This window comes from Halobacterium sp. MBLA0001, from assembly GCF_049705385.1.
In the GTDB taxonomy this organism is placed as follows: Archaea; Halobacteriota; Halobacteria; order Halobacteriales; family Halobacteriaceae; genus Halobacterium; species Halobacterium salinarum.
On the sequence record NZ_JBNAMQ010000007.1, the window covers coordinates 1,012,244 to 1,025,527 of the forward strand.

General features: G+C 69.2%; 12 protein-coding genes. 2 read left to right on the forward strand and 10 right to left on the reverse strand.

Going from position 1 to position 13,284, the window contains the following annotated elements; all coding sequences use genetic code 11:
- Window positions 1–5: 5 nt before the first annotated feature.
- Entirely contained in the window at window positions 6–965 is a 960-nt protein-coding gene (locus tag ACOZ32_RS06450) for a transcription initiation factor IIB (protein ID WP_010902188.1), read from the reverse strand.
- Window positions 966–1,255: 290 nt separating this feature from the next.
- Here ACOZ32_RS06450 and ACOZ32_RS06455 point away from each other — a divergent pair, with 290 nt between their 5' ends.
- Window positions 1,256–1,969, forward strand: a complete 714-nt coding sequence (locus ACOZ32_RS06455; protein ID WP_424335085.1) for a cobalamin-binding protein — start codon at window positions 1,256–1,258, stop codon at window positions 1,967–1,969.
- Between the two features lies 1 nt (window position 1,970).
- Here the strand turns inward: ACOZ32_RS06455 and ACOZ32_RS06460 are convergent, their stop codons facing one another.
- Entirely contained in the window at window positions 1,971–3,815 is a 1,845-nt protein-coding gene (locus ACOZ32_RS06460; protein ID WP_285254630.1) for a flippase-like domain-containing protein, read from the reverse strand.
- Between the two features lie 203 nt (window positions 3,816–4,018).
- On the opposite strand from ACOZ32_RS06460, the gene ACOZ32_RS06465 reads away from it, so the two are divergent.
- Window positions 4,019–4,261 carry a DUF7123 family protein gene (locus ACOZ32_RS06465; RefSeq protein WP_010902191.1) on the forward strand — a complete coding sequence of 81 codons (243 nt, stop codon included), beginning with the start codon at window positions 4,019–4,021 and terminating at the stop codon, window positions 4,259–4,261.
- 9 nt (window positions 4,262–4,270) lie between these two features.
- On the opposite strand, the gene ACOZ32_RS06470 is transcribed toward ACOZ32_RS06465, so the two are convergent.
- The 8 genes from ACOZ32_RS06470 to ACOZ32_RS06505 all read right to left on the reverse strand — a co-directional run bounded on the left by ACOZ32_RS06470 (window position 4,271) and on the right by ACOZ32_RS06505 (window position 13,249).
- Window positions 4,271–4,882 (reverse strand): winged helix-turn-helix transcriptional regulator, encoded by a 612-nt coding sequence (locus ACOZ32_RS06470; protein ID WP_285254629.1) that lies wholly within the window; start codon window positions 4,880–4,882, stop codon window positions 4,271–4,273.
- Window positions 4,883–4,937: 55 nt separating this feature from the next.
- Window positions 4,938–6,116 (reverse strand): SPFH domain-containing protein, encoded by a 1,179-nt coding sequence (locus tag ACOZ32_RS06475; protein ID WP_285254628.1) that lies wholly within the window; start codon window positions 6,114–6,116, stop codon window positions 4,938–4,940.
- Window positions 6,117–6,155: 39 nt separating this feature from the next.
- Window positions 6,156–6,665, reverse strand: a complete 510-nt coding sequence (locus ACOZ32_RS06480; protein WP_010902194.1) for an NfeD family protein — start codon at window positions 6,663–6,665, stop codon at window positions 6,156–6,158.
- A gap of 32 nt (window positions 6,666–6,697) precedes the next feature.
- Window positions 6,698–6,874, reverse strand: a complete 177-nt coding sequence (locus ACOZ32_RS06485; protein WP_010902195.1) for a DUF7312 domain-containing protein — start codon at window positions 6,872–6,874, stop codon at window positions 6,698–6,700.
- 37 nt (window positions 6,875–6,911) lie between these two features.
- A complete protein-coding gene (gene pyk, locus ACOZ32_RS06490) occupies window positions 6,912–8,651 on the reverse strand; it encodes a pyruvate kinase (protein ID WP_010902196.1) in 1,740 nt (579 codons plus the stop codon).
- A gap of 88 nt (window positions 8,652–8,739) precedes the next feature.
- Complete coding sequence (gene metG / locus ACOZ32_RS06495) at window positions 8,740–10,809, reverse strand: methionine--tRNA ligase (protein ID WP_205252416.1); 2,070 nt, start codon at window positions 10,807–10,809, stop codon at window positions 8,740–8,742.
- 60 nt (window positions 10,810–10,869) lie between these two features.
- Window positions 10,870–11,937, reverse strand: coding sequence for a tyrosine decarboxylase MfnA (gene mfnA, locus ACOZ32_RS06500; protein WP_205251439.1), 1,068 nt, complete (start codon window positions 11,935–11,937; stop codon window positions 10,870–10,872).
- 25 nt (window positions 11,938–11,962) lie between these two features.
- A complete protein-coding gene (locus tag ACOZ32_RS06505; RefSeq protein WP_285254627.1) occupies window positions 11,963–13,249 on the reverse strand; it encodes a M48 family metallopeptidase in 1,287 nt (428 codons plus the stop codon).
- Between the last annotated feature and the right edge of the window lie 35 nt (window positions 13,250–13,284).

Sequence of the window (13,284 nt, forward strand, 5' to 3'; positions counted from 1 at the left end):
GACGTCTACACCGGAATGGTGTCTTCGGCCTCCAGCAGCTCGTGGTAGCGGTTGCGGATGGTGACCTCGGAGATGTCCGCGACCTCCGAGACTTTCGCCTGCGTCGTCTTCTCGTTCGTCAGCAGCGCCGCGGCGTACACCGCCGCGGCCGCGAGCCCGACCGGCGACTTGCCGGAGTGGACGCCCTTGTCTTTGGCCGTCTTCAGGAGCTCGCGGGCGCGATGGGAGGCCTCGTCGCTGAGCCCGAGGTCGCTTGCGAACCGCGGCACGTAGCTCTCGGGGTCGGCGGGCGCGACCTCCAGGCCGAGCTCGCGGACGACGTAGCGGTACGTGCGCGCGATCTCGGCCTTCTCGACGCGGGACACGTCGGCGATCTCGTCGAGGCTGCGGGGAACGCCGGCCTGGCGCGCGGCGGCGTACACGCAGGACGTGGCGACGCCCTCGATGGAGCGCCCGGGCAGCAGGTCGTCCTCAAGCGCGCGGCGGTAGATCACCGAGGCGGTCTCCCGGACGTTGTCCGGCAGCCCGAGCGCGGAGGCCATCCGGTCGATCTCGCCGAGCGCCTGCTTGAGGTTGCGCTCTTTGGCGTCCCGGGTGCGGAAGCGCTCGTTCCACTTGCGCAGGCGCTGCATCTTCTGGCGCTGGTTGCTGGAGAGACTGTTCCCGTAGGCGTCCTTGTCCCGCCAGTCGATGTTCGTCGACAGCCCCTTGTCGTGCATCGTGTTCGTGGTCGGGGCACCGACGCGGGATTTCTCGTCTTTCTCCTTGGAGTCGAACGCGCGCCACTCGGGGCCGCGGTCGATGCCGTCCTCCTCGACGACCAGCCCACAGTCGGCACACACCGACTCGCCGTGCTCCTCGTCGTTGACCACGAGGCCACCGCACTCTGGGCAGCCGTCCGTCGATTCCGATTCCGTCTCGTCCGTGCGCTCCTGCTCTCGGGAACGCATTCGTGCGTCTGTCATGTAGCGTACAGCCCCCCGGAAAAACCCGGATGAGTCGTAGCCAAGTTATTTACCCAGTTCCCTCTTAACAGTTGTGTATTCGGTCGCGGTCCGGGATGAGACAACACGGCCGCTAGGCCGACAGACACAGCCGCATGCGGGCGCGGCGGTGCTCGATCTGTTCGCCAGCGCCGCGCCGGAACTAACGTATTGTTTAGGAACTATTATTATAGGGTTTCGTTTGACCGATCACACGCCGCCCCGGGAACCGCCACCACGAGCGTTTTCCGCCCGCCACGCCACACCCACGTATGCGCGTCGTCTCGCTTGCACCCAGCGCCACCGCCGTCGTCACCGCACTGGGCGCGTCCGACCGCCTGGTCGGCACGACAACCCACTGCGACGCCCCCGACACGCCGGCCGTCGGGGGCTGGCTGACCCCCGACTACGACCGCGTCGTCGACCTCGACCCGGACGTCGTCCTGACCAGCGACGCCCTCCAGGCCGAGATCCGGGACGCCCTCCGGAGCCGCGGGTTCGACGTCCACCACACCGCACCAGCGACACTCGACGACGTGCTCGCGTCGTTCGCCGACATCGGCGACGCCGTCGGGCGGCCCGACGCCGGCGACGCGCTCGCCGCCGATTGTCGGCGACGCCTCGCCGGCGTCCGTGACGCCACCCCGGCGGACGGGCCGACCGTCTACTGCGAGGAGTGGGCGGACCCGCCGATGGCAGCCGGCAACTGGGTGCCCGACGCCGTCGACGCGGCCGGCGGGCAGTACCCGTTCGTCGATGCCGGTGCCCGCTCCCACGAGGTCGACGCCGCGGCTGTGCGCGCCGCCGCCCCCGACCACGTTGTGGTCCACATCTGTGGTGCCGGCCGGCAGACCGACGCCGACCCGGCCACACGCTGGGGCCTCGACGCCGCCGTCCACGTCGTCGACGACAGCCTCCTGAACCAGCCGAGCCCCCGGCTGATCGACGGCATCGAACTGCTCGCCGACCAGCTCCACGCCACCTGACTCAGTCGTCGACGCCCACCGCCGACTCCCGGTCCGCGCCGAGGTCGGCATCACGCCCGTCCACGGCCTCGGTCAGCGACACGTTCAGCGTCATCATGGACACCGCGCCGCCCGCCACGGTCACGACGTTTTTCACGATGTGATCCACGATGGCGATCCCCACTGCCGTCCCGAACGACACCGGCAACAGCGTCGACACGATGGCGGCGAACGCGGCCTCGTAGACGCCGACCCCGCCGGGCGGCCCCGGGATCACCTTCGAGAGGTTGCCGACGCTCACGGCGAAGAACCCGACCGCGACCAGCCCCACCGCCGAGAGGTCGAGCCCGAAGGCCACGAACACCAGCAACGCCGTCGCCACGTCGATCGTCCAGATGACGACGCTCGAGACGCCGATCCACGCGAACGCCCGGCCGTTCACCGCGACCTGCTGGATGTCGCCGACGAACTGCTCGACGACGCTCGCCACGAGCTCCACGTAGGAGTCGTCGCTGGTCCACGCCACCACGCGGCGCGCGTAGTTGGTGTCGGTCCGCGCCGACCACACGATCACGGCGACCGTGCTCACCGCGATCGCGCCGACGACCGTCGACACCACGGTCGCCTGCTGGACGGCCGCCGACGCCGGCCCGGTGAGGCTGTCTCCGGTTGCGGTCGCGGCCAACTCGGTCACCGTCGACGGCGCGAACGCCGACAGCGCGACCAGCACACCCCCCGCAAGCACGGTGATCGTCAGCAAGTCGAACACCCGCTCGACCGCCAACGACGCGAACCCCGTGGTGTAGGGCACGCTGCGCCGCGCTTTCACGACGTAGGCGCGGATGGCGTCACCCGCCCGCGCGGGGATCACGAGGTTCCCGGTCTGACTGATGAACACCGCGCCCGTGAGAAACCACACGTCCTCGCGGTAGCCGAGCTCCGCCAGGATGTCGCCGTAGCGACGCCCCCGCAGCGGCCACGACAGCGCGTACACGACCGCGCCCGCCGCAACGAACACCGGATCGGCGTTCGCCACCGCGTCGACGAACGCCTCCACGTCGATGTAGACGAACATCAACGCGAACGCGACCACCGACAGCAGGCTGCCCACCGCCAACCCCGTCCGCCGGTTGGCGTACGGACGCACGGAGAACTCCCAGAAACACCGCAGGATCTGGCTCCCCATGCCGAAGACGTCGCGCACCAGATCGACTTTCGAGTCGCCTTTCGGCGTCCAGTCGACGGCGAACTCCTCGACGTCGAACCCCTGGCGCTGCGCCCGGACGAGCAGCTCCGTGTCCCAGAACCAATGCTCGTCGGCCACGTCGTCGACCAGCGCCTCGAACGCCGACCGGCTGAGCGCCTTGAACCCACACTGGTGGTCCCGAACCGTCGACCCCAGCAGCGTCCGCACCGCCCCGTTGAACACCCGGGAGGGGATGCCGCGCTTCGCCGGCCGATCGGCGGTCTCGCCGGGCATCCACCGCGACCCAGTGGCGACGTCGGCCGATCCCGTACGCACGCGCTCCACGAGCGTTTCGAGGTGGCGCATGTCCGTCGCCAGATCCGTATCGAAATACACCAGCGTGTCGCCGTCCGCCACGTCGAACGCGGCGTTCAACGCCCCGCCACGCCCCAACCGCTGTTCGCTGTGTAGGTGTCGCACCGCGGACTGCTCGGCGGCCAGCGCCTCGGCACGCGCCGGCGTGTCGTCGTCGCAGCCGTCCTCGGCCACGATGACCTCGAAGCTGCCCGCGGGCAGAAACCCGGCGAGCGTCTCCACCGTGGTGTGCACCGTCGCGTCGATGGTGTCGGCCTCGTTGTACGCCGGCAGCACGACACTCACCTCGACGGCCGTCTCGCTCATTGCCAGCACTGTCGGCTAGCTCACTGTAAGTACCTTCTGTATCCACGCGCTCACAGCCCGGGACGCGTCCTTTCCAGTGTCTACCAACGCCGGCGGTTTTCCCGGTCGTGCGCCCCCACTGGACCCCGCAGAATCGCAGGACGGCGACGGGTTTTACCAGCCGTACCAAATCCCTCTTGGGTCGACACACCGTCTACCCACTCATGAGCGCGACCACGGCGGCGAGCCGGACACTCACCCCGAAACAGCACCGCATCCTCTCGTACCTGCAGGACCACGCCGACGAGCGCACGTACTTCAAATCGCGGCTCATCGGCGACGAACTCGATCTCTCGGCGAAAGAAGTCGGTGCGAACATGCCCGCCATCGAGGACGCCGATCACGACCTCGACGTGGAGCGGTGGGGGTACTCCTCCTCGACCACGTGGAAAGTCGCCAGCGCGTAGCTCCGCGCGCTACGGATCGTAGCTGACCATCGACGCGGCCTCACTGGCGAACGCCACCGTCGCCGCGTCGAAGGAGTCGGCGTACCGCACGAGCAACACAACGAGCGTCTCCGGCTCCTGGATCTCGTAGCCGTCCGCCCGCGAAAGCACGCCCGCCGCCTCTAACTCGGCGCCGTACTTGCTCACCGTCGCGGGTGACACGTCCAGCGCATCGGCGACAGCGCCCGCCGACGCGTCAGGGTTCGACAGCAACTCACGGATCATCCCGCGCGGGGTCTCCCGGCGCAGATACCCCAGCGCGCGCCGCTCGAACGCCGAGAACCGGCCGGCGGGGTAGAACCGCTTGTACTCCCCGTCGCGGACGCTTTCGACGACGCCGTCCGCACACAGCCGCCGCAGGTGGTGTTGGGTTTCCCCCGTCCCCAGTTGGAGATCGTCCCGGAGCTTCGAGAAGTGTGCGCCCGGCGTCCTCGCAAGGTAGCCCGTGATCGCGTCCCGGACGTCGCTTCCCGACGCCCCGTCGTCGTCGGAATCACCGCCCGCCAGTCGCGCCAGTGGCCCCGCCGCACCCACCGCCGCGAACCGACGCAGGGTCGCGCGCTTGTCCTCGTCGACACCCATTCAAATCGCTGTATGATAGCTGTGAACAAAAGTGTTCCGTACCGCCAGCGCCGCGCTACGTGCCGGTGTCCTCGGTGCCGTCGTCGAGTTCCGCGTCCATCTCCTCGATCACCTCGCCGGCGTCCTGCAGTCCCGCGTCCTCGCCGCGCTGCACCGCCTCGGCTTTCTCCTCCAAGTCCGCGGGGTCGACGTCCGCCTCCTCGGTGATCTGGTTCAGGATCTCGTCGATGTTGTCCAGGCCGATGAGTTCGCGCGTCTCCTCGTCGAAGGCCATGCTCTCCAGATCGGAGCCACCGTCGCCGACATCGCTGCCCGCGAGGTGTTTGCCGTACCGGCCGACGAGGCTCGTGACCTCCTGGGGGAGCACGAACGTGTTGGACTCGCCCTCGCCGATCCCCTCCAGGGTCTCCATTCCTTTCTCGATGATGGCGCGCTCGCCCATCGACTCCGCGGACTTCGCACGGAGCACCGTCGAGATGGCGTCCCCCTGGGCTTCGAGGATCTGGGACTGCTTTTCCCCCTGCGCCCGGATGATGTTCGACTGCTTGTCACCCTGGGCGTTCTCGATGGCGGACTGCCGTTCACCCTGGGCCTCCAGGATCATCGCGCGGCGGCGACGCTCCGCGCTGGTCTGTTGCTCCATGGCCTGCTGGACCTCCTGGCTCGGGTTGACCTCACGGACCTCCACGCTCTCGACGCGGATCCCCCACTCATCGGTGGGCTCGTCGAGCTCCGTGCGGATCCGGGAGTTGATCTCCTGGCGCTTGTTCAGCGTGTCGTCGAGCTCCATGTCACCCAGCACCGCCCGCAGCGTCGTCTGCGCGAGGTTCGACACGGCGGTCTTGTAGTCGTCGACCTCCAGGAACGCGCGCTTGGCGTCCCGAACCCGGATGTACACGACAGCGTCCGCGGTCACCGGGGAGTTGTCCCGCGTGATGGCTTCCTGGCGGGGCACGTCGATCGTCTGCGTGCGCATGTCGAAGGTGTACGTCCGGGAGACGAACGGCGGAATGACGTTGATCCCGGGTTCGAGCAACCCCCGGTATTCGCCGAACACCGTCAGCGCCTGCTTCTCGTAGGCGTCGACGATCTGCACCGTCTCGTAGACGACCACCGCGAGTAACACGAGCAACAACAGCCCGACCACCGTCGTCAACGATCCGCCGAAGATCGCTGCCGGGAGCGCGTCGGCGGCCGCCGCGCCAGCGGTGCCGACACTGAGTGCTGTATACATCGTCTCAACCGTCCGGCGACTACACAATAAGTGTTCGCCTCAGCCCGGGACCCCGTCTTCGGCGTCGTTGCCCGCGGCTGCGGCGTCAGCGACCGGCTCGACGGTCACCACGTTCCCGCCGCCCGGATCCACCACCACGACCTCGGTGTCCGCTGGAATCGTGCCGGTCGTCGTGCGCGCCGCGTACGACGAATCGAAGCCGCCGTGTTCGAGGTCGACGCGCCCCTCACGCGGAGTCACGGGGTCGACGACGTACCCGCGCTTTCCGCGCAGGTCGCTTGAGGACTGGGTCTGCCCGCTACCCGTGCCCTCGTAGATCTCGTAGTAGCGGTAGACGTACAGCGCCACCATCCCCACCACTAACACCAGGCCGGCGAGCTGGAACGCCGTCGCGCCGGACAACACGAACATCCCGGCCAGCCCGGCGGCGAGCAACGCCACGCCCAACACGATGAGGTGCGCGCCGGGTGCCAACGCCTCGGCGATGCATAACACCGCCCCGATCACCACGAGCACGAACGACAGCGACTGACCGAACACGCCCTCCATACCCGTGCGTTAGGCTACCGCAGTGAAAACCGTTACCCGAACAACAGCAGGCCGATCGCGCCCACCATCGTGGCGACGCCGAGCACGAAAAACGCCACGTTCTCCGCGGCCGGCGACCCCGCTTCGATCGTCTCCGGGCTGGTGGTGGCGTCCTCGCCCACCTCGTTCAGCGTGAACCGCCACTCGCGGTCGTCGTCCGTCTGACTCATACCCCGGGTTGGCCGTCAACGGCCAAAAGCATCGGGGTCACTGATCGGCCTCGTAGACGACGCCGCGCTCGCCGTCCACGGTCACCAGATCGCCAGCCGGCACCGCGTCCACGTCGACATCGCCGACCATCGGCACGTCGAGTTCGCGCGCGATCACCGCCGGATACCCGGTCAGCCCGGCGTCCGCGCTCACGATCGCCCCGATCTTCGAGAGATCGCCGTCGAACTCGCCGTCGAACCCGTGCGCCAACAGCACCACCGCGTTCTCCGGGGCGTCGCTGAGATCCCCGCTGTCGGCACGGTACGTCCGGCCGGTCGTCCGCCCGTCGACGACCGCCCGCCCGGTCGAGAGCGTCTCCGCGGCCACGTGCACTTTCAGTGTGTTCGTCGTCGATGCGCCCTCAAGCTCCGTCATCATGCCCACGAGCACCACCACGGTGTCGCCGCTCGCCACCACGCCGGAGTCGACGGCCGCCTGCACCGCGCGCTCGACGACCGTCGTCGCGTCGCCCTCCGCGACCGCCGCGTAGTTGGCGTGGACCCCCCAGTTGAGCGCGAGCTGCCGGCGCACGTCGTGGGACGGCGTCGCACAGACCACCGGGACGCTGGGCCGGAACTTCGCGGCCTTCCGGGCGGTGTACCCCGACTCGGAGGCCACCACCACCGCGCTGGCGTCGATGTCGCGGGCCAGATACCGCGCCGACCGCGCCAACGCGTCCGTCTTCGCCGTCCCGTCGGCCGTCGGCACCGCCTGCTCCTGGCGCTCGCTGTACTCCGCGCTGCCTTCGACCTCCCGCACGATGCGGTCCATCGTCTCGACAACCCGCGTGGGGTTGTCCCCCACTGCGGTCTCCGCGGACAACATCACGCCGTCGGTGCCGTCCAGGACCGCGTTGGCCACGTCGCTGGCCTCCGCGCGCGTCGGACGCCGGGCGTGCACCATCGAATCCAGCATCTCGGTCGCGGTGATCACCGGCACCCCCGCGTCCCGGCACTGCGCGATGATGCGCTTTTGGATCATCGGCACGTCCTCCATCGGACACTCCACGCCGAGATCGCCGCGCGCCACCATCACGCCCTGGGCGGCGTCGATGATGCCGTCCAGGTTCTCCACGGCACCCGCCCGCTCGATCTTCGCCACGATGGGGATGTCGGCACCGTGGGACTCCAGGACGCGGTTGACGGCCAACACGTCGTCGGCGTCCCGGACGAAGCTCGCCGCCACGTAATCGACGTCCAGCTCGGCGGCCAACGCCAGATCGCGGCGGTCCTTCTCGGTGACGACGTCCACGTCCAGCTCGACGCCCGGCACGTTGACGCCCTTCCGGCTGCCGAGGCTCCCGCCGGACACCACGGTGGCGTGCACCGTGTCGCCGGCGACGCGGTCGACGTCGGCCTCGATGCGGCCGTCGTCGAGCAACACCGTGTCACCGGGTTCGGCGGCCGCGATGCTGGTGGAGATCCCGATCCGATCGGGGGTCGCGGTGTCGCCCTCGACGAACGCCACGTCGCTGCCGGTTTCGATGTGGATGGTGCCGTCGTCGTCGATCGGTGCGGTCCTGACCTCCGGGCCTTGGGTGTCGAGCATCACCGCAAGCGGCTTGTCGGTCTGGGCGTCGACGGCCCGCGTGGTCTCGATGAGCTCCCGGCGCGCGGCCGCGTCGCCGTGGCTGGCGTTGATCCGTGCTACCGTCATGCCGGCGTCCGCGAGCGCCCGCACCGACGCGTCGTCGTTGGTCGCGGGGCCGAGCGTACAGACGATCTTCGCGTTTCTCATACGCGACGGTACACCGCCGCCCGGCAAAAACCCACGCTCTTTACTCGATACTGAGTTCCATTCGCGTGCGGGGCGGTGGCCGCCCGCCCTACATCACCTTCGTGCCGGGCTCGCTGTCCTCGTGGGTCGTCAGCAGGTCGGCGTCCTCCCCGGCCGCCAACACCATCCCGTTGGACTCCACGCCGAACAGCTCCGACGGCTCCATGTTCGCCACCACCACCACCCGCGTCCCCGGCAGCGCGTCGAGGTCGTGGAGCTGCTTGATGCCGGCGACGATCTGGCGCACCTCGTGGCCGATGTCGACTTCGAGGCGCGCCAGATCGTCAGCGCCCTCGATGCCCTCGGCCTCGACGACCTCCCCCACCCGCAGATCCAGCGCCTGGAACTCCTCGAAGCTGATATCGTCCTCGGCAAGCGGTTCGAGCTCGATCCCGTCGTCGGCTGTCTCGTCGGCCATACCCTCCCCATCGGCGTCCTCGCTACTAGCAGCTTCGATCTTCGCGGCCAGCGCCTCGTCGAGCTCGGTGACCCGGTCGTCCTCGATCTTCTCGAACAGCTCCGCGGGCTCCCCGAACTCCGCGGGCGGCGCCTGCAGGCAGTCCGCGATCGTCGCGTCACTCACACGCCCGTCCTCACCGAGCTGCGCCCAGAGGGTCTCGGTCTTCTCCGGCAGGAACGGCTGCAGGAGCACTGCAACCGCCTTCACGAGCTGCACGCAGTCCCGCATCACCGGCGCGGCCGCCTCGCTGTCGAGGTTCCACGGCTCGTTGTGCTGGATGTACTCGTTGCCGAACCGCGCCAGCGCCACCGCGCGCTCGCCGGCGGTCCGCAGGTCGTACTCGTTCAGCGCGTCCTCGTAGTCGTCCATCGCCTGCGCGATCTCCGTCTCGACGTCGTCCGTGAGGCTGACCTCCTGGGGGGTGCCGTCGAAGTTCCGGTTCGCGAACAACAGCGCCCGGTACGCGAAGTTCCCCACGGCGTCCGCGAGCTCCGTGTTCACGCGCTGCGCGAACTCTTCCCAGGAGAAGTTCACGTCGCGCTCGAAGCCGCTCGCGGTCGCCAGGTAATACCGCAGCAGGTCCGGATGGAACCCCGCATCGAGGTACTCCGCCGCCCAGATGGCGCGGTTCTTCGACGTCGACAACCCCCGCCCGTCGATGTTCACGAACCCGGTCGCACACACCGCCCGCGGCTCGGCGTAGCCCGCGCCCGCCAGCATCGACGGCCAGAACACGGTGTGGTGCTGGATGATGTCGCGGCCGATGACGTGGATGATCTCGCCGTCGCCGTCCTTCCAGACGGACGCCCAGTCGAACTCCTCGGTGCCCACGCGCTCGGAGTACTGCTTCGTGGCGGCGACGTACTCGATGGGGGCGTCGACCCAGACGTACAACACGAGGTCGTCGCCACCCTCCCCGGGGTAGTCGATCCCCCAGTCGAGGTCCCGCGTGATGCAGAAATCCTCCAGCCCGCCCTCGATCCACTCGCGGGGCTGGTTTTTCGCGTTGTTCGTCCCCTCCATCCGGTTGATGAACCCCTCCAGATACTCCTGGAAGTCCGACAGCCGGAGGAACTTGTGCGCGCGCTCGTGGTACTCCGCGCTGTTGCCCGTGATGGTGCTCACCGGTGCCTCGATCTCCCCCGGTTCGAGGTGGCGCTGGCAGCCCTCGTCGCACTCGTCGCCGCGCGCGTGCTCCCCGCAGTACGGACACGTCCCCTCGACGTACCGGTCGGGCAGCCACTGGTCGGCGTCGGGGTCGTACGCCACCTGGATCTCCGTCTCGTAGACGTGGTCGTTGTCCTCCCACGCCCCCACGAACTCCCTGGTGAGCTCGACGTTGGTCTCCTCGTCGGTGTGGCCGTAGGTGTCGAACGCGACGCTGAACTCCTCGAACGTGTCGGCGTACTGCTCGTGGCGCTCCAGCCCGAGGTCGAGCGGCCCAACCCCGGCCTCGATGGCCTGGACGGCGATCGGCGTCCCGTGCATGTCCGTCCCCGAGACGAACACCGTCTCCTGGCCGAGCTTTCGGAGCGCGCGACTGAACGCGTCGCCGCTCACGTACGTCCGCAGGTGGCCGATGTGCAAGTCCCCGGTCGGATAGGGGAGCCCACAGGTCACCACCGCCGGATCGTCCGTGGGGTAGTCCTCGTCTGTCATGTGTCCCTGTTGCCGTGCCGCGGGCCTAAAGCCCGCTGATTGCGTCACTGCCCACCAGGGTCACGCCAGCGCGTCGACGTCGTCCAGGAACGCCGCCAGCATCTCCCGCGTGACGTGGGGCATACAGACCACGCGCAGCGCGTCCGACGCCGTCCGGGAGATCCGCCACCCCTCTTCGCGCAGCGCCTGGAACTCGGCGTCGGGCATGTCGGCAGCGACCAGCGGCAACTCGGGGTCGACGACGTCGTATCCGCGGGCGGCGAGCTCCGCGGCGAGGTACTCAGCGTTGCCCTGCGTGCGCTCGTACTGCTCGCGGTAGCCGTCCGGCCACAGCGCCCGCAGGCTGGCGAGCGCGCCCGCGACGCCGGCCCCCGACCGCGTCCCGCCCAGCGTCGGCTGGGTGTCGGACTCCAAATACGGCGTCTCGATGGCGAGCGCGTCCAGCGTCTCGGGATCCCGCGCTAGAAACCCCCCTGCGGGAACCGGTGCCTGCCCCATCTTGTGTGGGTCGATGGCCATCGTGTCCACCGGCGCGTCGGCGAAGCTCCAGTCGTGGTCGGTGAACGGCAACACGAACCCACCCCAGGCCGCGTCGACGTGGAGGTTCGCGTCCACCCCGGCTGCGATGTCCGCCAGCGCCGGGATCGGGTCCACCCGCCCGTACTCGGTCGTTCCGGCCACCCCGACCACCACGGCGGTGTCGCCGTCCACGAGGTCCGCCACTGCAGCCACGTCCGCCCGGTGATCCCCGTCAGTGGGCGCGAGCCGCAACTCCACGCCGAGCACGTCAGCGGCCTTCTGGAAGCTGAAATGCGCGCTCGCCGGCGCAACCACGTTCACGGCGTCGGCGTCGGCGCGGTTGCGCGCGGCCCGGACGGCCTGGAGGTTCGCCTCCGTGCCGCCGGCAGCGATGTAGCCGTGTGGCGACGACAACCCCACGATCTCTCCGAGCAGTGCAACGGCGTCGCGCTCGCGTTCGGCCACCGCCGGATACGTCTCCGGGTCGCCCGGGTTGGTCGCCAGAAACGCCTGTGCAGCCTCGCGGGCCGCGGGATGCGGCGTCGTGCACATCGAGGACAGCACCCGGTCGAACTCCTGTGGCGGCCGCCGCGCTTCCCCACGCGTCATACCCGCATGCAACGACAGCAGCCGTTTAGCGGTTCCGCTCTCGGCACGCCGACCGCTCCGCGGCGGCCCCGCTGTCGGCCGCGGTCAGATACCGGATGCGCTCGGGCACCGGCGGGTGCTGGTAGTGGAACGCCTCGTAGTAGGGATGCGGGAACGGGTTGCCGAGGTTCTGGCTCGTGAGCGCCCCCAGGGCGTCCGCGAGCGGTTCACCGTCCCCCATCACGTCCACGGCGAACGCGTCGGCCTCCCGCTCGTTTGCCAGCCAGAGCTTGTTCTGTAGCGGCGCGGTGAGCCGGCTCAGCGGCTGCAACCACACCCCCGCAAGCAACAGCCCGGCCGCGGGCTGTTCGGGCACCCCGAACATGCCGTACAGCCAGCCGGCATCGAGCAGCCGGGACGCCACGAACAACACCACCCCAGCCTGCAGCGTGGCCGCCCCGATGGTCTGCCAGATGTGGCCGTTCTTCCAGTGGGCGAGCTCGTGGGCGAGCACGGCTTGAAGCTCCGTTTCGCCCATCTGGTCGATGAGCGTGTCGAACAACACCACCCGCTTGGTCGCGCCGAACCCCGTGAAAAACGCGTTCGAGTGCCCCGACCGCGACGAGGCGTTCATGACGTACACCTGCTCGCAGGCGAACCCCGCGCGGTCGAAGACGTCCTCGATGGCGTCCCGCAGTCCGCCCTCGTCGACGGGGTCGAAGTCGTAGAACAACGGCATCACCACCCGGGGCACCAGCACCTGCGTGGCCAGCAGGAACACCCCCACGATCCCGGTCGCGGCGACGAACCACCACTCGGGGAGCGCCGCCACAGCCACCAGGACGGCCCCGCCAAGCACTGCGACGAACACGCCCGCCAGCCCGGCGCTCAACAGCGCGTCCCGGGCGAACAGCGCCGGCGACTGCTCGTTGAACCCGAACGCCGACTCGACGCCGAACGTCTCGACGGCGTCGAACGGCACGCGCGCCACCTGCATGGCGACCGTCGCCCCCACGAGCAGCGCGACGCCGGCCAGCACGTCGCTGCCGACGGTGTCGTAGACGAACGCCACGGCGGCCCCGAACGCGCCGGTGTATAGGACACCCAACACAGCGCCGGCCAGCACGACCGACCGGAGTTGGCTCACCGCCGTCCCGAGTCGGTGGTACGCCAGCAGCTCCCCGGGGTCGTCGACGCCGATATGGGTGGCCAGCCAGGCGTTGCGCTCGCGGACTGTGCGCTCCGCGTACCGGACGTTCAGTGCCGCCAGCGACGCGAACAACAGCGTCGTCCCGGCGACGAGCGCGAGGAAGACGACGTGGTGGACGAGCATCCCCTCAGTGTCGGTTCCGCGCCTCCCTAATTCCG